This is a genomic window from Pseudomonas sp. UC 17F4 (assembly GCF_900101695.1).
In the GTDB taxonomy this organism is placed as follows: domain Bacteria; phylum Pseudomonadota; class Gammaproteobacteria; order Pseudomonadales; family Pseudomonadaceae; genus Aquipseudomonas.
The window spans coordinates 751,108-776,160 of record NZ_FNKV01000001.1; the positions used below are offsets into that span (position 1 = coordinate 751,108).

Below are 25,053 nucleotides of genomic sequence, written 5' to 3' on the forward strand. Positions count from 1 at the left end.
ATGAACAGAACCTATGATGTGGTCATCGCCGGTGGCGGTGTGATCGGTGCGTCCTGCGCCTACCAGCTGTCCAAACGCAAGAACCTGAAGATCGCCCTGATCGATGCCAAGCGCCCGGGCAATGCCACCCGCGCGTCTGCCGGCGGCCTGTGGGCCATTGGTGAGTCCGTGGGCCTGGGCTGCGGGGTAATCTTCTTTCGCATGATGTCGGCCAAGCACAAGCGTGAAGCCCATGGCGCGGCAGTGGCGGTGGATTCGAGCACGCCGCACATCCTGCCGCAGTCGTTCTTCGACTTTGCCTTGCAGTCCAACGCACTTTATCCACAGCTGCACCGCGAGCTGATCGAGCGCCACGGCATGGACTTCAAGTTCGAGCGCACGGGCCTCAAGTACGTGATTTACGACGATGAAGACCGCCTCTACGCCGAGCACATCGTTGCGCAGATCCCGCACCTGGCCGACCAGGTGCGCTGGCTCGACCGCGATGCCCTGCGCCAGGCCGAACCTGCGGTGAGCCATGAGGCCCATGGTGCCCTGGAGTTTCTCTGCGATCACCAGGTCAGCCCGTTCCGCCTGGCTGATTCCTATATGGAGGCGGCGCGCCAGAACGGTGTCGACCTGTTCCACAACACCAACATTACGGGTGTGCTGCATCAGGGTTCGCGGGTCAGCGGCGTGCAAACCGCCGAAGAGGGCACCTTTCACTGCGATACCCTGATCAACGCCGCCGGCGCCTGGGCCGCAGACTTGAGCGAGTGGGCCACGGGCCTGCGGATTCCGGTCAAGCCGGTCAAAGGCCAGATCATCCTCACCGAGCGCATGCCCAAGCTGCTGCAAGGCTGCCTGACCACCAGCGACTGCTACATGGCGCAGAAGGACAACGGTGAGATCCTGATCGGCAGCACCACCGAAGACAAAGGCTTCGACGTCAGCAACACCTTCCCGGAGATCAACGGCCTGGTTCAGGGCGCGGTGCGCTGCGTGCCGGAGCTGGCGCAGATCAACCTCAAGCGCACCTGGGCCGGCTTGCGCCCGGGCTCGCCGGACGAGCTGCCGATCCTGGGGCCGGTCAGCGAAGTCAGTGGCTACGTGAATGCCTGTGGACACTTTCGCACCGGCATCCTTACCTCGGCCATCACTGGCGTGCTGATCGACAAGGTCGTGAACCAGGAAACCCTGCCGCTGGATATCACCCCGTTCCTGGCCTCGCGTTTTGACCTGCTGGCTGTGGAAAACCAACAGGCTGCCCTGGCCTGATTGTGGATAAGCCGGCCTTCAGCCTTGAAGGCCGGCTTCATCCGTTCGACCGGACTGACTGATCAGACCTGCATCGCCTTGCCGTCGACGTTCATCGCCGCCTGGCGCAGGGCTTCGGAGCGCGTCGGGTGCGGGTGGCAGGTGAGGGCGATGTCTTCAGCCGAGGCGCTGAACTCCATGGCCACGCAATACTCACCGATCATCTCGCTGACGCTTGGGCCAACCAGGTGCACGCCCAATACTTCATCGGTACGGGCATCTGCGAGGACCTTGGCGAAGCCTTCGGTCTCGTGGTTGATCTTGGCCCGGCTGTTGGCGCTGAAGGGGAACTTGCCGACCTTGTACTCGCGGCCTTCGGCCTTGAGCTGCTCTTCGGTCTTGCCGACGCTGGCCAGTTCCGGGCGGGTGTAGAAGACCGCCGGAATCAGGTTGTAGTTGACCTCGTGGGCCTTGCCGGCAATCTGTTCGATGCAGGAGATAGCCTCGTCCTCGGCCTTGTGCGCGAGCATCGCTCCGGAGGTGACATCGCCAATTACCCACACCCCCGGGACGCTGGTGCGGTGGTGCCGGTTGGCGAGCATGCCGCGCTTGTCGGTTTCCAGGCCGACGCTTTCCAGGCCAAGGCCCTGGGTATAGGGGCGCCGGCCGATGGCAACCAGTACGTAGTCGGCCTCGAGGGTTTCGGCGCTGCCGCCTGCGGCAGGCTCCAGGCTCAGGTTCACCCCTTGCGCTGAAGCGCTGGCCTGGGTGACCTTGCTGCCGAGCTTGAACTTCATGCCTTGCTTGGCCAGGGCGCGTTGCAGGGTTTTTGCCGCTTCTTCATCAGTACCGGGGCAGATGCGATCGAGGTACTCGACCACGGTCACCTGGCTGCCCAGCCGGCGCCACACCGAACCCAGCTCCAGGCCGATGACCCCGGCGCCGATTACCACCAGGTGCTTGGGCACTTCACTCAGGGCCAGGGCGCCGGTGGAGTCGATGATGCGCTGGTTGTCGATGGTCACGCCAGGCAGCGGCGTCGGTTCGGAGCCAGTGGCAATGACGATGTCCTTGGCCTCCAGCTCAGTTACCGCGCCCTGGTCGTCGGTCACCTTGACCCGGCCAACACCATCGAGCTTGCCCCAGCCCTTGATCCAGTCGACCTTGTTCTTGCGGAACAGGAACTCGATACCCTTGGTCAGGCCGCTGACGCTCTCATCCTTCTGCTTCATCATCTGCGCAAGGTTGAGGGTCGGTTTGACCTCGATGCCGAGGTTGGCGAACTCGCTGCCAACCGCCGCCTCATACAACTCGGAGGCATGTAGCAGGGCCTTGGACGGCATGCAGCCGACGTTAAGGCAAGTGCCGCCGAGGGTCGAACGACCTTCCACGCACGCCACGCTCAAGCCCAGTTGACCGGCACGAATAGCCGCGTTGTACCCACCAGGCCCGCCGCCAATGATTACTACATCATAGGTTTTCATTGTTGTACTCCAGGATGAAGAATCGACAATGGCGCCAAGACTAATCTGCAAATCGCTCGATTGTATACAATAAATCGTAGGTTCCAGCCCCCGGCGCAAGGTCTGCAACGGGCTAGATAGGCTCAGACTATGGTCGGCATAAGCTGAAAGTTCCGGCAGATGAACTACCCTTTTGGGCAGACGTCCGATGAAAAAAGGAGGCTCATTTCATGCTTGCGCAACTTCCACCTGTTCTGCAAAGCCTGCGACTGCCACTGCGACTCAAACTTTGGGATGGCAATGCGTTCGATCTGGGGCCCAAGCCGCAGGTGACCATCCTGGTCAAGGACCCGCAGCTGATTACTCAGTTGACCCATCCAAGCCTGGATGAGTTGGGGGCAGCGTTCGTCGAAGGCAAGCTGGAACTGGAGGGCTCCATCAGTGAGGTGATCCGCGTCTGTGACGAACTTAGCGTGGCTTTGCTCAAGGATGAAGAAGACGATCAGCCGGTGCGCACCGAGCATGACAAGGCTACCGATGCGGCAGCAATTTCCTACCACTACGACCTGTCCAACGCCTTCTACCAGCTGTGGCTGGACAGCGACATGGCCTACTCCTGCGCCTATTTCAAATCGCCCACCAACACCCTGGAGCAAGCCCAGCAGAACAAGTTCGAGCACTTGTGCCGCAAGCTGCGCTTGAAGAAGGGCGACTACCTGCTGGATGTCGGTTGTGGTTGGGGCGGGCTGGCGCGCTACGCAGCCAGGGAGTTCGGTGCCAAGGTGTTCGGCATCACTCTGAGCAAAGAGCAGCTCAAACTCGGCCGTGAGCGGGTCAAGGCCGATGGCCTGGAAGGGCAGGTTGAGCTGCAGATACTCGATTATCGCGACCTGCCCCAGGACGGTCGCTTCGACAAGGTGGTGAGTGTCGGCATGTTTGAACACGTGGGTCATGCCAACCTGGCGCTGTATTGTCAGCGCTTGTTTGGCGCCGTGCGCGAAGGTGGCCTGGTGATGAACCATGGCATCACCGCCAGGCACACCGACGGGCGACCGGTCGGGCGCGGCGCGGGCAGCTTCATCGAGCGCTACGTGTTCCCCCATGGCGAGCTGCCGCACCTGTCGATGATCAGTGCACGCATCAGTGAAGCGGGGCTGGAGATTGTCGACGTCGAAAGCCTGCGCCTGCATTACGCGCGCACCCTCGAGCACTGGAGCAACCGCCTCGAAGCACAGCTGGACAAGGCTGGCGCGCTGGTGCCAGAGAAAGCCCTGCGCATCTGGCGCCTGTACCTGGCTGGTTGCTCCTATGCCTTTGCCAGGGGCTGGATCAATTTGCACCAGATCCTTGCGGTCAAACCCTTTGCCGATGGCAGCCACGATTTGCCGCTGACCCGCGAAGACTTCTACCGTTAAAGCACCTTACAGAATCGGCGAAATCAGCCGGGCGATACGCATCCCCAGCTGCTGCAGGCGATGTGTATCGCGGCTGTCTTCGGCGGTGATTTCCCGGGATTGGTCGAAGTCATGGCTGAGCATCGCTTCGACCTGATCGGCAAATGCGCGGTCTACGGTCAGCAACATGATCTCGAAGTTGAGGCGAAACGATCGGTTGTCGAGGTTGGCGCTGCCGATGGCGCTGATCTCGTTGTCGATCAGCACCACCTTCTGATGCAGGAATCCAGGTTCGAAACGAAACATCCGCACCCCGGCGCGCACCGCCTCAAAGGCGAACAGGCTGGAGGCGGCGTAGACGATACGGTGGTCTGCACGCGAAGGAATCAGGATGCGCACATCTACCCCGCGCAACACTGCAAGGCGCAGGGCTGCGAACACCGCTTCGTCAGGGATGAAGTAGGGGCTGGTGATCCACAGGCGTTCGCGCGCCGAGTGGATGGCTTCGACGAAGAATAGCGAGCAAGTTTCTTGCGGATCGGCCGGCCCGCTGGCCAATACCTGGCAGAGCACGCCATCTTCCGGGTAGGTGTCCGGCAGGATCAAGGGCGGCAGTTGGCGCGACGCCCAGAACCAGTCCTCGGCGAACGATTCCTGCAGGCAGGCCAGCACTGGCCCGCTGACCTGGACGTGAGTATCACGCCAAGGGGAGAGCTTGGGATTGCCACCCAGGTACTCATCGCCAACGTTGTGGCCACCCAGAAAACCCTGCAGGCCATCGACCACGACGATTTTGCGGTGGTTGCGAAAGTTGACCTGGAAGCGGTTGAACCAGCCGCGGCGAGTGGCGAAAGCGCGGATATTGACGCCGCCTGCACGCAGTTTATGGCTGTAGGCAGAGGGTAGGGCATGGCTGCCGACGCTGTCGTAGAGCACGTAGACCTTGACGCCTTCGGTGGCCTTTTTCAGCAGCAGGGCCTGTAGCTGCCGCCCCAGGTTATCGTCGTGAATAATGAAAAACTGCACCAGCACCGTGTCGCGTGCGCCGGCAATGGCGTGAAAGATGGCGTCGAAAGTAGCCTTGCCGTCGATCAGCAAACGCACCTGATTGTTGGCCAGGCACGGCATGCGTCCCAGCTTGGGCATCGCCCGCAGCGCGGCATAGGATTCTGAATTGCGGGCTGCCAAGGCCTCTTCGACCCAGGGTCGCCAGTTGAGATCGGCCATGGCCACGTGCATTTCACGGTTGGCCTGGCGCCGGGCCTGGATGTAGGCGTCGAAGGTACGGCTGCCAAACACTAGGTAGGGAATAAGGGTGAAGTAGGGAATGAACAGCAGCGATAAGGCCCAGGCAATTGCCCCCTGAGCGGTGCGTACGGTGAACACCGCGTGCAAGGCGGCGATTGCCCCGAGCAAGTGAATCACGCCAATGAGGTAACCGAAGAAGTACGGGCTGTGGTAATCCATACGCATCCTGCTGTCCGAAGGCTCTACCCCTAACAGAGCATGTTCATGGCAGCACTTGCAACCGAAAGCACAAATTGACGTCTAAGCTGTGTTCCAGCTTGGGGCTGGAGTTTCGAGGAGTCACTACATGAAAAATCGTCTGCCGCTGCTGGCACTGATGTTCGGTCTGGCAAGCCCGTTGGTGCATGCGCAGATGTTGCAACCTGGCCTTTGGGAGCTGACCACCAGCAACATGCAGGTTGATGGCAAGCCGCTTCCAGACATGGGCTTCATGCTCGGTCAGTTGAAGAACCTGCCGCCGGAGCAACGGGCGATGATCGAAGGTGGCCTGGCCAAGCAAGGGATCAGCGTCGCCGGTCAAGGTGTGCGCTCTTGCCTGACGCCGGAGCAGGTAAAAAGCAATGACATCCCGCTGCAGGATCCCAAGTCTGGCTGTACCCAGAAGATCACCGAGCGCACCGGCAATGTCTGGAAGTTCACCTTCAGCTGCCCGAAAGCCCAAGGCAATGGAGAAGCCACGTTCGTCAGCGATCGTGAGTTCACAACCCAGGTCAACGGTACCTTCAACGCGTCCGGTGTGCAGCAGCAGGGCAGTATGAACACCCGGGCAGTGTGGCTTGGTAATGACTGCGGTACGGTTAAACCGCGTAGCTGAAGCGTCTCACCATCGCCATTGGCTGTGAGCGACTGCGTCGTGGGCATGCAAGCTTTCGGCATGCTCCACACGCAGGTTGAAGCCGCTGAGCCACGGCAGGGTTTTCAGCGCCACATTCAAGCGCCGGGCGGCATCTTCACAGAACATTAAATTCTGCCCGTTGGCCAAGGCAAAGGCTTGTTCGTCGGCGCGCTTTACCGCAGTTTGAACAGCGGTGCCCAAGGCGCTCTCGGCCTGGTTGATCAGCGTTTCTATCGGCAGTTCGTTAACCCCTGGGCGCAGACGAACCTGCAGCTTTGCCGCACTGCGTTGGCTATGGGGCGTGGCCACAATACCCTCGGCACTACCCAGCCAACTCAAGATCGCTTCATGGCTCAAGCTGCGATTGCCAAAATCGCTGATGAATTGCTGTTGAATCAGCTGCCGAGCCAAGGCGGCTGAGCAGGGGCAGGTGGAGGAATACGCCACATCGACAAATAGTTCCACGTGGAACACTCCGTCTTTTATCTGCGCATCCAGAGTAACCGGATAGGCTTTCCAACCTGCCAAGGGGCTGATTAGCGCAGGGCGTTTGAGCATCAGTTCGAATCGCAGGGTCAGGAACGCACTGGCGGAAAGGCCTATGTGGCTGTCGAGAAAACCCTGCAGAACTTCATTGATCAGCGCCGGACTCAAGGGTTGATGTTCCAGGGCTTCCAGCGCCAGGTACAAGCGTGACATGTGAATGCCCCGGGAGGCGCCATCATCAAGGCTGACGCCTGCGTCGGCTGTTGCTGGCGATATCTGCCCATCGATCTGCAGCGGCAGGGCAATGCCACACATGCCGACCCAATCCAATGGCAACTGGGAAGTGGTGGCTTGGGCAGCGATGTCAGGAAGGGTGAAAGCGCTCATCAGGGGTTCACTTTTCAAGAAGGCTATTGGCAGCCGCTCAGACGATTGCAGCGCAGATTGAAACGCTGCCCGCTGGAACTGGAGACCTTGTTCAAGGTGGTCCAGCCCACACGCTGGCTGTATCCGACCCAGGTTTCGCCGTTGCTCGCCACGCCTGTGAAGAAGGTCAGCTGGCCGTAGCGGCTATTGGTTTGTGCCCACAGTCGGCGGCCCTCCATTTCGAAGCCGCGCAGGTAGGTGGTGCTGCCCTGGGTTTGCACGCTGTAGTAATTGCCCTGGGCATCGCTGCAGGCAAGCAAGGTTGCACTGCGGGTACAAAGTGCCAGGCCGTTGCTGAGGGGCGCGCCGTTTGCAACGGCGGATTCGCACAGCAGCAATGCAGCGAAGGCAAAAAGGCAACGTGATTTCATCTTCCAGGTCGGCCTTTGGTCATGTTCTGAGCGAAGTGGGTTGGCGAGATTGTATTGTTATAATATAACATTGTGCAATGCATCGTTCGAATGCACTCGCCCCGATGAGGATAGCCCCCATGCCCAACCGTCTTCCCGTCACTGTGCTTTCCGGCTTTCTGGGTGCCGGCAAAAGTACTCTGCTCAATCACGTGCTGAAAAACCGCGACAACCTGCGGGTCGCGGTGATCGTCAACGACATGAGCGAAATCAACATCGATGCCAGCGAGGTGCAGCGCAACGTCAGTCTCAACCGCGCCGAAGAAAAGCTGGTGGAGATGAGCAACGGCTGCATCTGCTGCACCCTGCGCGAAGACCTGCTTGAAGAGGTCGCACGCCTGGCCCGCGAGGGGCGTTTTGATTATCTGTTGATCGAGTCCACCGGCATCTCCGAGCCGTTGCCGGTCGCCGAAACCTTTACCTTTCGTGACGAGCAAGGCCGCAGCCTGGCCGATCAGGCGCGCCTGGACACCATGGTCACGGTGGTCGATGGCTTGAACTTCCTGCGTGATTATCAGGCGGCCGAGAGCCTGGCCAGCCGCGGCGAAACCCTTGGTGACGAAGACGAGCGCTCGATCAGTGACCTCTTGATTGAGCAGGTGGAGTTCGCTGACGTGATTCTGTTGAGCAAGATCGATCTGATCAGCAGCGCCGAGCGCGAAGAGCTCAGCGCGATCTTGCACAGCCTTAACGCCCAGGCGCAGATCGTGCCGATGGTCATGGGTCAGGTAGCGCTGCAGCAGATCCTCAACACCGGTCTGTTCGACTTCGACCGCGCCGCCCAGGCGCCTGGCTGGCTGCAGGAACTGCGCGGCGAACACGTGCCGGAAACCGAGGAATACGGAATTGCCGCGACCACCTGGCAAGCGCGCCGGCCGCTGCATCCACAGCGCTTTTACGATTTTATCCACAGGCCCTGGGACAACGGCCGGTTGCTGCGCTCCAAGGGCTTCTTCTGGCTCGCCAGCAAGCACCAGGATGCCGGCAGTTGGTCGCAGGCCGGCGGCATGATGCGCCACGGTTTTGCCGGGCGCTGGTGGCGCTTCGTACCCCGTGAGCAGTGGCCGCAGGATGAACAGAGCAGCGCGCAGATCTTCAAGAATTGGACTGCAGAGTGTGGTGATTGCCGCCAGGAGCTGGTATTCATCGGTCAGAATATCGACTTCGCCCGGCTCGATGCCGAGCTCTCGAGCTGCCTGCTCGACGATGCAGAAATGGCCGCAGGCGTGAACAGTTGGCGGCAACTGCCCGACCCGTTCGGCCCGTGGTTTGACGAGGACGCGGCGTGATGCGCCAGGCCTTCGGCGAAACGCCTCAAGTGCTCACCGAGGCGTTGCAGGATGGCGTCAATCTCGCGGTATGGCAGCGCCGCTTGCCGGTGCAGATCGAAGACTTTGCCCGCTTGCTGCTGTCGCTGAACCAGCCACTGGGTGAACGCCGGGTCATCGAGCTGGATGAGCAACAACAGTTGCCGGACCTCAGTGGCTTGCTGGGCGGGTATGCCGACCTGGAAGGCCATGTGGCGTTTGTTACCGACGTTGCCTGGCTGGTGGCTGCCTACGCCTGCTTGCTCGACGCCCGACGAGTCGGCTTGCGCCTGCAGGCGCTGGGCAACGCCATGTGCCCGCGGTTTCATGTCGATCACGTCCCTCTGCGTTTGCTAAGCACCTACGCCGGGCCGGGCAGTGAATGGCTGGGAGAAGGTGCAATCGACCGTACGCAACTGGCTCGGGAGCAACCGCATGCCGAGGCAATCCGCCAATTGGCCGAGGGTGAGGTGGCCTTGCTCAAGGGCGAGAAATGGCTTGGTAATCAGGGATGCGGGCTGGTCCATCGTTCGCCGGCCTTGGCCAATGGTGAGCGGCGTTTGATCCTCAGCCTTGACTGGATGGCCTGATTTAGCGGCATAGTGACGAAAATTTCAGGCACTCTCCGTCTCATGCTGCAGAACATTCCTACCCACGTGATTGCCGGCCCGCTTGGCGCCGGCAAGACCAGCCTGATTCACCAGTTGCTGGCGCAGCGGCCCGCCGATGAGCGCTGGGCGGTGCTGATCAACGAGTTCGGCCAGATCGGCCTGGACGCAGCGCTGCTGGCAACCGATGACGATGGGATTGCCCTGGGAGAGGTGGCCGGCGGTTGCTTGTGCTGCGTCAACGGCATGCCATTCCAGGTCGGCCTGGGTCGCCTGCTGCGCAAGGCCAGGCCGCATAGGCTGTTTATCGAACCATCCGGGTTGGGCCATCCGTTGCAGTTGTTGCAGCAACTGCGCTTACCGCCCTGGCAGGGGGTGCTGGCGGTACAACCGGCGGTACTGGTGCTCGATGCCGAGCAGCTGGCTGCGGGTGTTGCCTTGCCGCAAGCTCAGCACTCGACCCTGGCCAGCGCCGGGCTGCTGGTGCTGAACAAATCCGCTGGTCTGGACGAACAACAGCGCTTGTGGATAACTTCCCGGCTGGCGGATGCTCGCCTGTACTGGACCGATTTCGGCCATCTGCCGTTGTCCGAAGTGCCGATGGCAAGTGCTCCGCCAAGCCATTCCCTGGCTGTGGATAAACTGGCATCAGCCAGTGTTTCCGCAGTCATAGGCAGCCTGTGGACAAATCCGCAGGAGCCAATTTGCAGCATCCAGGAGGCGGCGGAGGGCTGGAGCATTGGTTGGCGCTGGCACCCGGCTCAGGTGTTTGATCGTGCCCGCATCGAGCAATTTCTGCGGGAGTTGGACTGGCGCCGGGCCAAGGCAGTTATCCACAGCTTGGACGGCTGGCAAGCGCTCAATGCCCTGGCTGGACAGCCGTCCTTGCTGTGGAGCCGCAGCGAATGGCGGCGTGACTCGCGGCTGGAGCTGATTTTCGCCGAGCCGCAAGCTCCTGAAGCGCTAAAACAGGCCATGCTGGCCTGCCGCGTCTAGTTACGCCAGCGGTTATGGTCCTGACGCCACTGGTTCATCTCGACCACGTTATCGTGGTGTTGCGGCGTCTTGATCTCGAACGGGTAGGGCGCCAGTTCGATCTGCATGGTATGGGCGCCGAACTGGGTGACGGTACCGGGGTGGCGCTGTTCGCCGGTCACGGTGAATTCGAAGTTGTACACCCGGGCCAGGCGTTTGCGGCCGTTGGCATCGCGAACAAAGCCGATGCGCTTGAGCGCGACATTGCCATCGAGCAGCTCCAGGTCGAGCTTGGCGCAGTGCTGCTTGACCCGCTCCAGAGCCTTTTCACGCAAGCCGTGGTTATGCCACAACCAAGCGCCTGCCGTGGCCAGCAGCATCAGCACGAAGAGATTTCCCAGGGTCAACATTTACATATGCTCCAACGAGGTATGCCCAGCTTAACTGCCTCCCCGGTCTGTCGTACAGGTGGCATTTAGCGCCATACTGCGCGCCTTGTTTTTCATTCCTACGCTTTCGGAAGACCTGCATGAAACGTACACCGCATCTGCTCGCCATCCAGTCCCACGTGGTTTTCGGCCATGCCGGCAACAGCGCCGCAGTGTTTCCCATGCAGCGGGTCGGGGTGAAGGTCTGGCCGCTCAATACCGTGCAGTTCTCCAACCATACTCAGTATGGCCAGTGGACCGGAGAAGTGCTTGCTCCAGCGCAAATACCTGCACTGGTAGAAGGGATTGCGACGATCGGTGAGCTGGGCAACTGCGATGCGGTGTTGTCCGGCTACCTGGGCAGTGCCGAGCAGGGGCGGGCGATCCTCAGCGGCGTGGCCCGGATCAAGGCGGCCAACCCGCGCGCCTTGTACCTCTGCGACCCGGTGATGGGCCATCCCGAGAAGGGCTGTATCGTTCCGGCCGAGGTCAGCGAGTTTCTGCTCGAAGAAGCGCTGGCCCGTGCTGATGTGCTGTGCCCGAACCAGCTGGAACTGGACAGCTTCTGCGGGCGCCGTGCCGAGTCGTTGCAAGACTGTGTCGACATGGCCCGCAGCCTGCTGGAGCGCGGCCCGAAAGCGGTGCTGGTCAAGCACCTGGCGTACCCGGGGCGTGGCGCGGAAGATTTCGAGATGCTGCTGGTGACCGGCGAAGGGAGCTGGCACATCCGCCGCCCGCTGCTGGCATTCGCCCGCCAGCCGGTAGGCGTTGGTGACCTGACATCAGGCTTGTTCCTGGCGCGCTTGCTGCTCGGCGATGACTGGGTAGCGGCGTTTGAATTCACTGCCGCCGCGGTGCACGAAGTGCTGCTGGAAACCCAGGCCTGTGCCAGCTACGAGCTGGAACTGGTGCGGGCGCAAGATCGCATCGTGCACCCGCGGCTGCGCTTTGCGGCGCAGCCTCTGGCCTTTTAAAGGGCGGTCTTAAAGGGCTTCGCCCTTGAGCTCCTGGTAACGCTTCTCCAGCTCCTGACGTATCAGCCGGCGCTGTTTACCCTGGAGGAAACGGCGCTTCTCTTCGCTGCTTTCAGGCTGGCGCGGCGGCACCGCAACCGGCTTGCGGTCGTCGTCGACGGCGACCATGGTGAAGAAGCAGCTGTTGCTGTGGCGCACCGAACGCTCGCGAATATTCTCAGTGACCACCTTGATGCCGACTTCCATCGAGGTGTTGCCGGTGTAGTTGACCGAAGCGAGGAAGGTCACCAGCTCGCCGACATGCACCGGCTCGCGAAAGACCACCTGGTCGACCGACAGGGTCACCACATAACGACCGGCGTAGCGGCTGGCGCAGGCATAGGCCACTTCGTCGAGGTATTTGAGCAGCGTGCCGCCGTGGACGTTGCCAGAAAAGTTGGCCATGTCCGGGGTCATCAGGACGGTCATCGACAGCTGGGCGTTTCCAGGTTCCATAGTGTGCTCACGGTAAGGTTGCGCTGAGGCGGGGTGGCGATTGCTGTTCACGCTTCTTTCCCCCAATACGATTCCCATCTAAGTAGACGGGACGCTGACAGCGGCCTTGCCGTCACGCTATTTGTGCCATTTGCGGCGATGCTTTGGTCGATCTGTTTCTTCATATTGCACCGGCTTTTCGCGACAAGCGGCGGTGTTAACCTGAAGAAGCCCATGCAAGGTGGGCATTCCTACATTTAAAACGCTATGTACCCGCAACTCAATCAGACAATTCATCGGGTGAGTTGCGGCTTGTCTCTGGATACCAGGTAAGGAGTCCCACGCCGTGCATGCCATCAGCTTTATCCAGGATTTGGCAGTGATCATGCTGGTTGCCGGGGTGGTCACTATCCTCTTCCACCGTTTCAAACAGCCGGTAGTGCTTGGCTACATTGTTGCCGGCTTCATCATCGGCCCGCACACCCCGCCGTTCGGCCTGATTCACGACGAAGAGACGATCAAGACCCTGGCCGAGCTCGGCGTGATCTTCCTGATGTTCTGCCTGGGCCTGGAGTTCAGCCTGCGCAAGTTGTTCAAGGTCGGGGCCACGGCGTTCATCGCCGCGTTCCTGGAAATCGTGCTGATGATCTGGATCGGCTTCGAGATCGGCCGCTGGTTCGGCTGGAACACCATGGATTCACTGTTCCTCGGCGCCATCCTGGCGATTTCCTCGACCACCATCATCGTCAAGGCGCTCAACGACCTGAAGATGAAGAACGAGCGTTTTGCCCAACTGATCTTCGGCGTGCTGATCGTCGAAGACATCCTTGGCATCGGCATCATCGCCTTGCTCTCGGGTATTGCCGTGAGTGGCACGGTGAGCTCGGGCGAGGTGTTTTCCACGGTCGGCAAGTTGTCGCTGTTCATGATCGTTGCCTTGGTCATCGGCATTTTGCTGGTGCCGCGCCTGCTGGCTTACGTGGCCCGCTTCGAAAGCAACGAGATGCTGCTGATTACCGTTTTGGGCCTGTGTTTCGGCTTCTGCCTGCTGGTGGTCAAGCTTGAATACAGCATGGTCCTGGGCGCCTTTCTGATTGGCGCGATCATGGCCGAGTCGCGCCAATTGCTGAAGATCGAGCGCCTGATCGAACCGGTACGCGACCTGTTCAGCGCCATCTTCTTTGTCGCCATCGGCTTGATGATCGATCCGTCGATCCTGGTCGAGTATGCCTGGCCGATCGTGGTCATCACCATTGCCGTGGTGCTGGGCAAGATGCTGTCCTGCGGCATGGGCGCCTTTATCGCCGGCAACGACGGACGTACCTCACTGCGGGTCGGGATGGGGCTTTCACAAATTGGCGAGTTCTCGTTCATCATCGCCGCACTGGGCATGACCCTGCAGGTCACCAGCGACTTCCTTTACCCGGTGGCGGTAGCCGTTTCGGCCATCACCACGCTGCTTACCCCGTATCTGATTCGCGCCGCCGACCCGCTGTCGCTGAAGCTCGCCAAGGTCGTGCCGGGGCGCCTGTCGCGGGTGCTGTCGCTGTACGGCGAATGGCTGCGCAGCATCCAGCCCCATGGCCAAGGGGCATTGCTGGCGTCGATGATCCGACGGATTCTGCTGCAGGTGGGGGTGAACCTGGCGTTGGTGGTGGCGATCTTCTTCAGCGGTGGTTATTTCGCCGCGCGCATCGGTGACTACCTGAGCGAATGGGTCAGCGATGTCGGCCAGCAGAAGGCCTTGATCTGGGGCGTGGCGCTGATGCTGTCGCTGCCTTTCCTGATCGCTGCGTACCGCAAGCTCAAGGCGCTGTCGATGCTGCTGGCGGAGATGGGGGTCAAGCCGGAGATGGCCGGGCGCCACACCCAGCGGGTTCGACGGGTGATTGCCGAGGTAATTCCGTTGCTGTCGCTGTTGGTGATCTTTTTGCTGCTGTCGGCGCTGTCGGCCAGCATTCTGCCCACCAGCGAGCTGCTGTTGCTGATCGTGGTAGTCGCGGCAGTGGTGGTGGCGGTGCTGTGGCGCTGGTTCATCCGTGTGCATACACGCATGCAGATCGCTTTGCTGGAGACCCTGGAAAACAACCAGGAAAACCACCAATAAGAGGCGCTTCCTGCGCGGGGCGGTTCGAATGTCCGAGGGGATGGAGCGGTAGCGAAGCGCCACGCGCGGGAAGGCGTGGCGATTCTACGAGCATTAATAGCCAAGAGCCATTATTTTATGCGGGTATTTCTCATTCAGCTTTCCAGCCAGACGTCCCGCGCCCAGTGCCAGACCGATTCCCAGCTTTCCTCGGTAACGATCTCTTCTTCGCCGGACCACAGCACCACGGTGCCGTCCTCTTCGACGCAGTAAAAGTCGTCGCCGTCCTGGCAGATCGGGATCAGGTCGCGCGGCACGCCGGCGTCCCAGGCATTGGCTGCCACGTCCGGCAAATAGGTATGCGACTGCGGGTCGGTGACGGTGACCGGCTCCAGGCTGCCGTAGACCACGTCGCTGACCGTCAGCAGGAATTCCTTGAAGACGAACGGAATGTTGATGAACAACTCTTCTTCGATTTCGACCAGTTGGTCTTCGTCCGGCAACTCCAGCGGCACCGGTACCGGTTCATTGGCTTCTCGGAGCTGTTCGATGACTTCTTCCACGGTTCTATCCTCTAACCTTTACGACACGCTGCGCGTTATACCCTAGTAGCCTGCTGCGCTAAAAGCAAAACCCCGGGACAAGCCCGGGGTTTTTTGTGCAATGCCTCAAGATCAGCCGTTCTGACGGATCCCGGCAACCAGCCAAGGCTGGTTCTCGCCCGGCGCGCGTTCCATGTTCCAGCTTTCGCTGAACGGTTCGCCCTGGTCGAAGCGCGAAGTCTTCGATACACCGCTGAAGGTCAGGGTGGCGATGGTCTTGTCGGCGCGGTCGTCGACACCTTCAAGCTGCACATTCAGGTCGTCGATGTAAGTGGACTGGAAGGCATCACCCAGGTCAGCACGCTCCTGCTTGAGGAACTGCAGCATCTGCGGGGTGACGAACTCGGCGATCTTGTCCATTTCGTTGGCGTCCCAGTGCTGCTGCAGCGACTGGAAGTGGTTGCGGGCAGCCGCCAGGAAGCTTTGCTCGTTGAACCAGGCCGGGGCGTTTATTACCGGACGGGCGGCGGCAGGTGCAGCCGAACCACCGAAGATCGACGGCTGCGCAGGCTGGTGCGCTTCACGCTGGAAAGGCGCGTGGCCGGCGGCGGCCATTTGTGGCTGCTGCTTGCGGCGACGGGCGGCGATGAAGCGGAACGCCAGGAAGGCAATCAGCGCCATGATCAGGATGTCGAAGATCTGCATGCCCTGGAAGCCGTCGCCCATGAACATGGAGGCCAGCAGGCCACCGGCGGCGAGGCCGGCCAGCGGGCCGAGCCAGCGCGAAGCACCGCTGGCGGCGGCAGGTGCGCGACCTGGCGCGGTTGGCGAGGCAGCCGGGGTAGCTGGGGCTGCCTGGCGGGTCTGGTGGGTCGGCGCGGCGCCCGAGCTCTTGCCGCCGCCGAAGCGTTTGGCGTTGGCGTCGAGACTCATCGTCAGGCCGATGCACAGCGCCAAAGCGATGCTAAGAAAACGTTGCATAGAAGGGTATTCCCGTTTTGTGGATTGCACGCGCGTCATGGTGCACAGGTTGTAGGACACATGACCAGCGCCATAATGTTTCCAGCTTTTGCCTGAATGATCTGAATACGCTGTAGGAGCGGGCTTGCCCCGCGATTGCGGCGTGCAAGTCACATTGCATCGCGGGGCAAGCCCGCTCCTACAGGATTTTCTGCTTTACAGCGCTTCGAGCTTGGCGTAACCGAGCATCAGCCACTTGCTGCCTTCGGCAAAGTTGACCTGGACCCGGGCCTGGGCGCCGGAGCCTTCGAAGTTGAGGATCACACCTTCGCCAAATACCGCATGCTGCACCCGCTGGCCAAGGTTGAAGGCGGTCTGCGGGATGTTGGCGTTGGCGAACAGGCTGCTCGAGTTCTGCTGCTGACCGGAGCCGAACGGGCGGCTGACGCTGTTGGACAAGCGCACTTCCTGCACCAGGCCGGCCGGAATTTCGCGTACGAAGCGCGAGACCTTGTTGTAGGTCTCGCTGCCGTACAGCCTGCGGGTTTCGGCGTAGGTCATCACCAGCTGCTGCATGGCGCGGGTGATGCCGACATAGGCCAGGCGGCGTTCTTCTTCAAGACGGCCGGGCTCTTCCAGGCTCATCTTGTGTGGGAACAGGCCTTCTTCCATGCCGACCAGGAAGACGTGAGGGAATTCCAGGCCCTTGGCACTGTGCAGGGTCATCAGCTGGATGCTGTCTTCGTGCTCGTCGGCCTGGGCGTCGCCGGCTTCCAGCGAGGCATGGCCGAGGAAGGCCGCCAGTGGCGACAATTCGGCGTCTTCTTCGCTGTTTTCGAAGTTGCGCGCGGCGCTGACCAGTTCCTCAAGGTTTTCCACCCGGGCCTGGCCTTTTTCGCCTTTCTCTTCCTGGTGATAGACGATCAGCCCGGACTGCTCGATAACCGTCTGGGTCATCAGGTGCAGGGGCATCTCCAGGACTTTGGCGGCAAGGTTCTCGATCATTTCCATGAACGCGCCCAAGGCACTGGCGGCACGGCCTTTGAGCGCCTTGTTGGCGATCAGCAGGCTCATCGACTCCCACATCGAAACCTGGGCGTGGCGCGCGTGCTCGCGAATCGCTTCGACGGTTTTCTCGCCGATACCGCGCGGCGGCACGTTGATCACCCGCTCAAGGGCGGCATCGTTGCCGCGGCCTTCGAGCAGGCGCAGGTAGGCCATGGCGTTCTTGATCTCGGCGCGTTCGAAGAAGCGCTGGCCGCCATAGATGCGATAAGGAATGCGTTCGCGCAGCAGTGCTTCTTCAAGCACCCGCGACTGGGCGTTGGAGCGATAGAGGATGGCGATGTCGCTGCGTGCCAGGCCGGTCTTGAGTGCGCTTTCGATGCTCTCGACCACGTAGCGGGCTTCGTCGTGTTCGTTGAAGGCAGCGTACAGGCTCAGCGGTTCGCCATCGCCGCCATCGGTCCACAGCTCTTTGCCCAGGCGCCCGCTGTTGTTGGCGATCAGGGCGTTGGCCGCCTTGAGGATGCCGGCGGTGGAACGGTAGTTCTGCTCCAGGCGGATCAGCTCGGCGTCAGGGAAGTCGGCGGTGTACTGGTGGATGTTCTCGATCTTGGCACCGCGCCAGCCGTAAATCGACTGGTCGTCATCGCCGACCACCATCAGGCTGTCGCCGCCCTTGGCCAGCAGCCGCAGCCAGGCGTACTGCACGGCGTTGGTATCCTGGAATTCGTCGACCAGCACATGGCGGAAGCGCCGCTGGTAGTGCTCGAGCAGGCCGGGGTGGTCGCGCCACAGGTCCAGGGCGCGCAGCAGCAGCTCGGAGAAGTCGATGACGCCGGCGCGCTGGCAGGCTGCCTCGTAGGCTTCATAAATGCTGCGCATGGTGCCCAGGAACAGGTCGCCGCTGGCTTGGATATGTTGCGGGCGCAGGCCTTCGTCTTTCTGGCCGTTGATGAACCACTGTGCCTGGCGCGCCGGCCAGCGCTGTTCATCCAGGCCCAGCTCGCGGATTACGCGTTTGACCAGACGCTGCTGGTCGTCGCTGTCGAGGATCTGGAAGTTCTGGTTCAGCCCGGCCTCTTGCCAGTGCGCGCGCAACAGGCGGTGCGCCAGGCCGTGGAAGGTGCCGACCCACATGCCGGCCGGGTTGATGCCCATCAGCTGTTCGATACGCTGGCGCATCTCGGCAGCGGCCTTGTTGGTGAAGGTCACCGACAGGATCGAGTGCGGCGAGGCCTGCACCACCTGGATCAACCAGGCGATGCGATGCACCAGCACACGGGTCTTGCCGGAGCCGGCACCGGCCAGGACCAACTGACGACCGACCGGCGCAGCTACAGCCTGGCGTTGGGCGTCGTTGAGAGAGTTCAACAGGAGAGAGAGATCATCGCGCATCCGGCCATTTTAGGGGCGCAGGCGACCCTTGGGCAAATATACAGTAGAAAAACTTGGCGCTGACGACCGGCCGGTCACCGGCTGCAGCCCAAGGCCTGCGTGCTTGAGCACCTGCCGTCGGGAAATGCGATGAAATAATTATGATCCAGAGCAGTTTGGCCCAGGGGCTTGCTTGTGTATGCTCCGTGCACGTTTAAGGCTAACCATTACAAGAACACCGCCTATGACACTCGGTTCCGACTCCCTGAGCGCCCCAGCCCAAGCGCGCCGGAGTATTCGCAAACACTTCGCACCGCAACTGGCTGTCGAGCGCACCCGCCTGCTGTATCAAGGCTCGTTGCTGCCGACCCTGTTCATGCTGCTCAACGGCCTTGTCTGTGCCTGGCTGCTATGGAACCCGGCGCGTTACCTGCTGGTCAGCGTCTGGGTGGTCTGGCTGATGGCGCTGGTGGCGTTGCGGGTGATCCAGGTGGCCGCTTTCGATGCTGCCATGCCCGACCGGCAAGCCCAGCCGACCTGGTGGCGGATGTTTTTGCTCGGTTCGGCCTTCAGCGGCCTGACCCTGGCCAGCGCGGCGATTGCCCTGGTGCCGGTGGACAACTTCGTCCAGCAGGCCTGGGTGTTTGGCCTGCTGGGGGCGGCGACGCTTTCGGCCAGCGTTGCCTATGCCGTCAGCCTGCCAGCGTTTCTCAGTTTTACCTTGCCCTGCCTGCTGCCGCCGATTGCTTTCCTGTTCTGGAGTGGCGACGAACAGCAGCGCGGCTGGGGCTGGCTTGGGCTGATTCTGTTGATTGCGCTGTCGGTGGTGGCCTGGCAGGTCAACCGGCTGATCGAACGCGGATTGCTGCGACGCTTTCAGAATCAGGAGCTGATCGAACACCTGCAAGCGGCGCAAAGCCGCAGCGAGAGCCTCAACCAGGCATTGGCCGAGGAGGTCGAACAGCGCCGGTTGATCGAGGAACAGCTGCGTGAGGCGCAGGTTGGGCTGGAGTCGCGGGTGGCCCAGCGCAGCCAGGAACTCGATGTCGCCAACCAGGCCCTGAGCAAAAGCGAGCAGCGCCTGGCCCTGGCGCTAGAGGCCAGCGAGCTGGGGCTTTGGGACTGGAACCTGGACACCGACGAGATCCACCACACGCAATTGCGCGAGCTGTTTGGCCTGGAGCCTGAACAAGTCCAGGAAATGCTCGCGCACCTCAAGCCACGTTTGCATCCCGATGACGTGCCGCTGCTCAAGCGTACCCTGGTCGAACACCTCAAGGGCCGCAGCGAGGACTACCGCATCGACTACCGGGTGCGTCACCGCCAGGGCCATTGGTGCTGGATTGAGGACCGTGGCCGGGCGGTGGAACGTGATGCCAGCGGGCGGGTGCTGCGCATGCTCGGCACCCGCCGGGAAATCAGCGCGCAAAAAGCCCAGGAGGAACAGCAGCGCCTGGCCGCCACGGTGTTTGAAGCCGCCAGTGAAGGCATTGTGATTCTTGACCCTGACTATGTACTGCTGGCCGTCAATCAGGCCTTCTGCCGGGTTACCGGCTACAGCCGCGAAGAACTATTGCAAGGGCGGTTGCTGGAGCTGGCGTGCAGCCTTGATGCTCGTCGGCATTCACAGGCTATCGAACTGGCCCTGGAGCAACAGGGCAGCTGGCAAGGCGAACTGGTCGAGGCGCGCAAGAACGGTGAGCTTTATCCTCAGTGGCTGCAGCTTAACGGTGTACGTGATGCCCGCGGCAACCTGACCAGCATCGTCGGCTTCTTTACCGACCTGTCGGCGCGCCGTGAGTCTGAAGAGCGCCTGCGCTACCTGGCCCACTATGATGAACTGACGGGCCTGGCCAACCGCGCCTTGTTCCGCCTGCGCCTGCACGAGGCCGGCGAGCGCCTGCGTCAGAGCGGTCGCGGCCTGGCCCTGCTGCACATCGACCTGGACCGCTTCAAGCTGCTCAACGACAGCCTTGGCCATGAAGTTGCCGACCATTTGCTCAAGCAGATGGCCCAGCGCATCAGTAATGCCATGCCCGAGGCCGACACCGTGGCGCGGCTTTCCGGCGACGAGTTTGCCGTGCTGTTCGATGCCTACAGCAACCTGTCGAGCTTGGTGCGAGTGGCTAGCCGCCTGCTCGACAAGCTACGCGTGCCCCTGCGGGTCGATGGTCACGAGCTGGTGATCAGCGCTTCGGTGGGCATTAGCCTGCTGGCCGACACCTCGCGGGATGTCACGGTGCTGGTCAGCCAGGCCAATACCGCCATGCAGCACGCCAAGCACCTGGGTGGCGACAACTTCCAGTTCTACACCGAGAGCCTGCAGGCCAGCACCCTGCAGCGCCTGCAGCTGGAAAACCACCTGCGCAAGGCCATCGAAGAGCGGCAACTGCAGGTCTACTACCAACCCAAGCTGTGCCTGGCCACTGGCCGCCTGCATGCGGCCGAGGCGCTGGTGCGCTGGCAGCATCCGCAGTGGGGCATGGTGCCGCCGTCGGACTTCATCGGCCTGGCCGAAGAAACCGGGCTGATTGCGCCGATGGGCGAATTCGTCCTGCGCCAGGCCTGCTGGCAGGCTTGCGAGTGGCAGCGCATGGGCCTTGCGCCGATTCGCGTGTCGGTGAACCTGTCGGTATATCAGTTGCGCCAGGGCAAGCTGGTCAGCCTGGTGCGCCAGGTTTTGGAAGAAAGCGGCCTGGCCCCGCACTTGCTGGAGCTGGAACTGACCGAGAGCCAGTTGCTCGACAGCGTCGAGCACATCATCGCCACCTTCCGCCAATTGCATGAGCTGGGGGTGAAGCTTGCGATCGACGACTTTGGCACCGGCTATTCATCGCTCAGCTACCTCAAGCGTTTCCCGGTGGACTACGTGAAGATCGATCAGGCCTTTATCCGGGGCCTGCGCGAGGGCAGCGAGGACGCGGCGATCACCCGGGCAATCATCGCCATGGCCCAGAGCCTGGACCTGCAGGTGGTTGCCGAGGGCGTCGAGACCGCTGAACAGCTGGACTTCCTGCGCAAGCAAGGCTGCAACGAAGTGCAGGGCTACCTGATCAGCCGGCCGGTGCCGGCGCAGGAACTGGCCGGTTTACTGGCCAGCCGCTACAGCTTTTAAAGGTGCCAGGCGCGGCCCTGGTGGGCCAGCAGGCTGTGGGCCTGGTCCGGGCCGTTACTACCGGCGTGGTAGGGGCGCGGGGCCTGGAAGTGTTCCTGCCAGCCGTTAAGGATCGGGTCGATCCAGGCCCAGGCCGCCTCGACCTCGTCACGGCGCATGAACAGCGTCGAGTCGCCTTCGAGCACATCCAGCAATAGCCGCTCATAGGCGTCCCAGCGACGGGTCTGGCCGAATACCTGGGCCAGGTTGAGGTTCAGTTCCACCGGCTCCAGGCGCATGCCCTTGCCGGGTGTCTTGGTCATCATCTGCAGGCTGATGCGCTCGTCGGGTTGTAGCTGGATCAGCAGCTGGTTGGCCTGATCGCCGTCGAACAGGCGGTGGGGTACCGGCTTGAACTGAATGACGATCTGCGACGAGCGCTTGGCCAGGCGTTTGCCGGTGCGCAAGTAGAAGGGCACGCCGGCCCAGCGCCAGTTGTTGATGTGGGCTTCTACGGCGACAAAGGTCTCGGTATCGCTGTCGTTGTCGACATCTTTTTCGAAGTAGTAAGCCGGTACTTCCTGGCCGCCGATCTTGCCGGCGCTGTACTGGCCGCGCACGGTCTTGTCCTGCACGTCCTGGCCGGTGATCGGTTGCAGGGCCTTGAGGATCTTCACCTTCTCGTCGCGAACCGCTTCAGCCTCGAATTGTGCCGGCGGCTCCATGGCCACCAGGCACAGCAGCTGCAGCAGGTGGTTCTGCAGCATGTCGCGGGTGGCGCCGGCGCGGTCGTAGTAGGCGCCACGGTTTTCGACGCCGAGGGTTTCACAGACGCTGATCTGCACATGATCGACCTGGTTGTTGCGCCACACCGGCTCGAGCAGGGCATTGGCAAAGCGCAGGGCCATGAGGTTCTGCACCGTTTCCTTGCCCAGGTAGTGATCGATACGAAACACCTGCGACTCGGCGAACACCGCGCCGAAGGCCTCGTTGATCGCCGTGGCCGACTCCAGCGAGTGGCCGATGGGTTTTTCCAGGACGATTCGCGCATCGTGATCGGCAAGCCCGGCGATTTTCAGGTGGTTGGCAATCGGCACGAACAGGTTCGGTGCGGTGGCCAGGTAGTAGATCCGGGTCAGGCCGCCGGCTTCACCGAGAAAGCGCGCCAGGCGGACGAAATCGGCGCTTTGCGAGGCGTCCATGGGGAAGTAGTCCAGGCGCGCCGAGAACCGCGCCCAGACATCCTCGTCGAAGTCGGCACGGGCAATCTGTGCCCGGCAACGGCGTTCGGCGAGTTTGAGGAATTGATTACGTGGCAGATTGCTGCGGGCCAGGGCGATGATGCGCACGGCGGGGTGCAGGCGAGCCTCGCGATACAGGTGGTAGAGCGCCGGAAGCAGTTTATGCAGGGCCAGGTCACCGGTGCCGCCGAACACCATGATGTCGCAAGGGATAGTCAATACCACCACTCTCCTAGTTCGTTTAGCTGGGCGGGTCGCCGGTCATGTAGTATAACTACAAGAAAGCTACAACCCGGTCAGTCGATCATAACCGAGTCCTGCCCTTGAATCTGTTGCAACACATCGCCCAGTCGCGCCATCTGCTACGCAAATCGGAACTCAAGGTTGCCGATCACGTGCTGCTTGATCCAGCGGCCGTCATGCATAGCTCCATGGCCGACCTTGCCCACAGCGTCGGCATCAGCGAGCCGACCATCGTGCGTTTTTGCCGTGCGATCGGTTGTTCCGGTTTCCAGGACCTCAAGCTCAAGCTGGCCCAGAGCCTGGCGGCGGGCGCGAGTTTTGGCCAGTTCGCCATTCACGAAGACGACTCGGTTGCCGACTACAGCCTGAAGATCTTCGACACCACCCTGCATACCCTGATGGAAGTGCGCGAGCACCTCGATCCACAGGCTTTGCAGCGTGCGGTATCCGCCATGGCCCAGGCCCAGCGTGTCGAGTTCTACGGTTTTGGTGCCTCCGGCGCGGTAGCGGCCGATGCCCAGCACAAGTTCTTCCGCCTGCTGCTGACGGCGGCGGCGTATTCCGACCCGCACATGCAGGCGATGTCGGCGGTCACCCTCAAACCGGGCGATGTGGCCATCTGCATTTCCCAGTCGGGGCGCTCCAAAGACCTGCTGATCACCGCCAACCTGGTGCGTGAAAGCGGCGCCACGCTGATCACCCTGTGCCCGAGCCAGACGCCGTTGGCGGAGCTGTCGACCGTCAACCTGGCCATCGATGTGCACGAAGACACCGAAATCTACACCCCGCTGACCTCGCGCATTGCCCACCTGGTGGTGATCGACGTGCTGGCCATGGGCGTGGCCATGGCCCGCGGGCCGAGCCTGGTCAACCACCTCAAGAGCGTCAAGCGCAGCTTGCGCAGCCTGCGCCTGTCGCCCAAGTCGATCAAGGCGATGGACGACTGAGACCTGTAGGCGCGGGTTCATTGATTTGTCATTGGCCCGCCGCCAAACCGTAATGCCACGACGTCAGGCTGAAGCTCCCGCACTCGATAAGGGAGATATGCAATGGCTCGTGAATTCGATGGCTCGTACCAACCCAACGCCAAATCCCGCAAACAGCAGGAAAAAGACCAGCGCCGCATGGAGTTTCGCCGCGCGATCGAAAGCTACTCCGAGCAGCGCCGTCTGCTGCAGGACATCACCGACTACCCCGATTTGCAGGCCGTCAGCGTGTGGCAGGTATCGGCGGCAGAATCCCCGAGAAACGCTCAACAAGCCCGCTGATCTGTGTACGTTCGCTGCGAATGAACGCTAGAAAGGCCAGGGCCACCGGCGATTGCCGCTTGGCCTTGGACTGCACCACACACCAGCTGCGGTACAGCGGCAGCTCTTCGACCGGCAGCTCGCGCAGCACGCCGGTGGCCAGTTCCAGGTTCAATGCATGGCGGGTCAGCAGGGCGATGCCCAGGCCGGCAATCACGCACTCGCGCTGGGCATCGGCCGAGGCCACTTCCAGCGTCTGAGTGAAGTGCACGCGCTTTTCCTTGAAGTACTCTTCGCAAGCCTTGCGTGTGCCCGAGCCCTGTTCGCGTACCAATAGCGTGTGCGGCTCAAGGTCTTGCAAACGCAGGCTGTCGAGCTTGCACAGCGGATGATCGGGCGGCGCCACGGCAACGATCGGATTGTTGAGGAACGGCAGGAACTCCAGGCCCATGTCCTGGGGCACCATGGACATAATGATCAGGTCATCACGGTTGTCCGAGAGGCGACGTATGGCCTGGGCGCGGTTGACCACCGTGAGGGTAAGATTGACCTCGGGGTGCAAACGCTTGAAGGCCGCGAACAGATGCGGGACGAAGTACTTGGCGCTGGATTCGACCGCCAGCTTCAATTGCCCCTGCAGCGAGCCCTGCATGTCGGAGAGCTGCATGTCGAGGCTCTCCAGGCGCCCGAAGATATCGCGGCTGGCGCGTTGCAGCGCTTCAGCGGCTTCGGTCAGGTAGAGCTTCTTGCCGACATACTCGAACAGCGGCTGGCCGACCAGTTCTTCCAATTGGCGGATCTGTAGACTAACGGCGGGTTGCGTCAGGTTCATCTCCTCGGCCGCCCGGCTGTAGGAACGCAAATCACAGACCTCATTGAAGATCTGAAGTTGACGCAATGTCATACGCATCAATGACTTACGCATTTCTCTCAAGCC

22 protein-coding genes are annotated in these 25,053 nt (G+C 61.6%); 11 read left to right on the plus strand and 11 right to left on the minus strand.

Annotation, left to right across the window (positions count from 1 at the left end; genetic code table 11):
- Positions 1-1,257 carry a cyanide-forming glycine dehydrogenase subunit HcnC gene (gene hcnC, locus BLR26_RS03345; protein WP_093377819.1) on the plus strand — a complete coding sequence of 419 codons (1,257 nt, stop codon included), beginning with the start codon at positions 1-3 and terminating at the stop codon, positions 1,255-1,257.
- 62 nt (positions 1,258-1,319) lie between these two features.
- Here hcnC and lpdA read toward each other — a convergent pair whose 3' ends face one another.
- Positions 1,320-2,720: a dihydrolipoyl dehydrogenase gene (gene lpdA, locus BLR26_RS03350; protein ID WP_093377825.1), complete on the minus strand. Its 1,401-nt coding sequence runs from the start codon at positions 2,718-2,720 to the stop codon at positions 1,320-1,322.
- Positions 2,721-2,929: 209 nt separating this feature from the next.
- Here lpdA and cfaB point away from each other — a divergent pair, with 209 nt between their 5' ends.
- Complete coding sequence (gene cfaB, locus BLR26_RS03355) at positions 2,930-4,114, plus strand: C17 cyclopropane fatty acid synthase CfaB (RefSeq protein WP_093377830.1); 1,185 nt, start codon at positions 2,930-2,932, stop codon at positions 4,112-4,114.
- A 6-nt stretch (positions 4,115-4,120) separates the two neighbouring features.
- On the opposite strand, the gene cls is transcribed toward cfaB, so the two are convergent.
- Positions 4,121-5,560, minus strand: coding sequence for a cardiolipin synthase (gene cls / locus BLR26_RS03360; RefSeq protein WP_093377835.1), 1,440 nt, complete (start codon positions 5,558-5,560; stop codon positions 4,121-4,123).
- Positions 5,561-5,687: 127 nt separating this feature from the next.
- On the opposite strand from cls, the gene BLR26_RS03365 reads away from it, so the two are divergent.
- The gene (locus tag BLR26_RS03365) at positions 5,688-6,215 is read left to right on the plus strand and encodes a DUF3617 domain-containing protein (protein ID WP_093377840.1); all 528 of its coding nucleotides are present in this window, start codon (positions 5,688-5,690) and stop codon (positions 6,213-6,215) included.
- A gap of 6 nt (positions 6,216-6,221) precedes the next feature.
- On the opposite strand, the gene folE2 is transcribed toward BLR26_RS03365, so the two are convergent.
- Together folE2 and BLR26_RS03375 are read right to left on the minus strand one after the other, a co-directional pair.
- Entirely contained in the window at positions 6,222-7,109 is an 888-nt protein-coding gene (folE2, locus tag BLR26_RS03370) for a GTP cyclohydrolase FolE2 (RefSeq protein ID WP_093377845.1), read from the minus strand.
- Positions 7,110-7,132: 23 nt separating this feature from the next.
- Entirely contained in the window at positions 7,133-7,519 is a 387-nt protein-coding gene (locus BLR26_RS03375; protein ID WP_045199449.1) for a hypothetical protein, read from the minus strand.
- Positions 7,520-7,638: 119 nt separating this feature from the next.
- On the opposite strand from BLR26_RS03375, the gene zigA reads away from it, so the two are divergent.
- The 3 genes from zigA to BLR26_RS03390 are packed head-to-tail and all read left to right on the plus strand — an operon-like array spanning position 7,639 to position 10,469.
- Entirely contained in the window at positions 7,639-8,847 is a 1,209-nt protein-coding gene (gene zigA / locus BLR26_RS03380) for a zinc metallochaperone GTPase ZigA (RefSeq protein WP_093377850.1), read from the plus strand.
- Positions 8,847-9,455, plus strand: a complete 609-nt coding sequence (locus BLR26_RS03385) for a DUF1826 domain-containing protein (protein WP_093377855.1) — start codon at positions 8,847-8,849, stop codon at positions 9,453-9,455. Before zigA ends, BLR26_RS03385 begins: the two co-directional genes overlap by 1 nt.
- A gap of 42 nt (positions 9,456-9,497) precedes the next feature.
- Positions 9,498-10,469 (plus strand): CobW family GTP-binding protein, encoded by a 972-nt coding sequence (locus BLR26_RS03390; protein ID WP_093377860.1) that lies wholly within the window; start codon positions 9,498-9,500, stop codon positions 10,467-10,469.
- Here the strand turns inward: BLR26_RS03390 and BLR26_RS03395 are convergent.
- Positions 10,466-10,858 carry a DUF3301 domain-containing protein gene (locus BLR26_RS03395; RefSeq protein WP_010222780.1) on the minus strand — a complete coding sequence of 131 codons (393 nt, stop codon included), beginning with the start codon at positions 10,856-10,858 and terminating at the stop codon, positions 10,466-10,468. The genes BLR26_RS03390 and BLR26_RS03395 overlap by 4 nt on opposite strands.
- 119 nt (positions 10,859-10,977) lie before the next feature.
- Here BLR26_RS03395 and pdxY point away from each other — a divergent pair, with 119 nt between their 5' ends.
- Positions 10,978-11,850 carry a pyridoxal kinase PdxY gene (gene pdxY / locus BLR26_RS03400; RefSeq protein WP_045199459.1) on the plus strand — a complete coding sequence of 291 codons (873 nt, stop codon included), beginning with the start codon at positions 10,978-10,980 and terminating at the stop codon, positions 11,848-11,850.
- Positions 11,851-11,859: 9 nt separating this feature from the next.
- Here pdxY and BLR26_RS03405 read toward each other — a convergent pair whose 3' ends face one another.
- The gene (locus BLR26_RS03405; RefSeq protein ID WP_093377865.1) at positions 11,860-12,345 is read right to left on the minus strand and encodes an acyl-CoA thioesterase; all 486 of its coding nucleotides are present in this window, start codon (positions 12,343-12,345) and stop codon (positions 11,860-11,862) included.
- A 325-nt stretch (positions 12,346-12,670) separates the two neighbouring features.
- On the opposite strand from BLR26_RS03405, the gene BLR26_RS03410 reads away from it, so the two are divergent.
- Positions 12,671-14,431: a cation:proton antiporter gene (locus BLR26_RS03410; RefSeq protein ID WP_093377871.1), complete on the plus strand. Its 1,761-nt coding sequence runs from the start codon at positions 12,671-12,673 to the stop codon at positions 14,429-14,431.
- Positions 14,432-14,565: 134 nt separating this feature from the next.
- Here BLR26_RS03410 and BLR26_RS03415 read toward each other — a convergent pair whose 3' ends face one another.
- The 3 genes from BLR26_RS03415 to uvrD all read right to left on the minus strand — a co-directional run bounded on the left by BLR26_RS03415 (position 14,566) and on the right by uvrD (position 18,312).
- Positions 14,566-14,973, minus strand: a complete 408-nt coding sequence (locus tag BLR26_RS03415) for an SMI1/KNR4 family protein (protein WP_093377876.1) — start codon at positions 14,971-14,973, stop codon at positions 14,566-14,568.
- Positions 14,974-15,084: 111 nt separating this feature from the next.
- A complete protein-coding gene (locus BLR26_RS03420) occupies positions 15,085-15,933 on the minus strand; it encodes a Tim44 domain-containing protein (RefSeq protein WP_045199463.1) in 849 nt (282 codons plus the stop codon).
- Positions 15,934-16,128: 195 nt separating this feature from the next.
- Entirely contained in the window at positions 16,129-18,312 is a 2,184-nt protein-coding gene (gene uvrD, locus BLR26_RS03425; protein WP_045199464.1) for a DNA helicase II, read from the minus strand.
- Positions 18,313-18,535: 223 nt separating this feature from the next.
- Between uvrD and BLR26_RS03430 the strand changes: the two genes are divergently transcribed.
- Positions 18,536-21,406, plus strand: a complete 2,871-nt coding sequence (locus BLR26_RS03430; protein WP_093377881.1) for an EAL domain-containing protein — start codon at positions 18,536-18,538, stop codon at positions 21,404-21,406.
- On the opposite strand, the gene zwf is transcribed toward BLR26_RS03430, so the two are convergent.
- Positions 21,403-22,845: a glucose-6-phosphate dehydrogenase gene (zwf, locus tag BLR26_RS03435; protein WP_045199468.1), complete on the minus strand. Its 1,443-nt coding sequence runs from the start codon at positions 22,843-22,845 to the stop codon at positions 21,403-21,405. The two genes, BLR26_RS03430 and zwf, sit on opposite strands and share 4 nt — an antisense overlap.
- A gap of 104 nt (positions 22,846-22,949) precedes the next feature.
- Here zwf and hexR point away from each other — a divergent pair, with 104 nt between their 5' ends.
- Together hexR and BLR26_RS03445 are read left to right on the plus strand one after the other, a co-directional pair.
- On the plus strand, positions 22,950-23,816 hold the full coding sequence (gene hexR / locus BLR26_RS03440; RefSeq protein WP_038616018.1) for a transcriptional regulator HexR: 867 nt from the start codon (positions 22,950-22,952) through the stop codon (positions 23,814-23,816).
- 102 nt (positions 23,817-23,918) lie between these two features.
- Positions 23,919-24,137: a PA3496 family putative envelope integrity protein gene (locus tag BLR26_RS03445; protein WP_045199472.1), complete on the plus strand. Its 219-nt coding sequence runs from the start codon at positions 23,919-23,921 to the stop codon at positions 24,135-24,137.
- Here the strand turns inward: BLR26_RS03445 and BLR26_RS03450 are convergent.
- Positions 24,079-25,026, minus strand: coding sequence for a LysR family transcriptional regulator (locus tag BLR26_RS03450; RefSeq protein ID WP_176794202.1), 948 nt, complete (start codon positions 25,024-25,026; stop codon positions 24,079-24,081). The genes BLR26_RS03445 and BLR26_RS03450 overlap by 59 nt on opposite strands.
- Positions 25,027-25,053 lie beyond the last annotated feature (27 nt).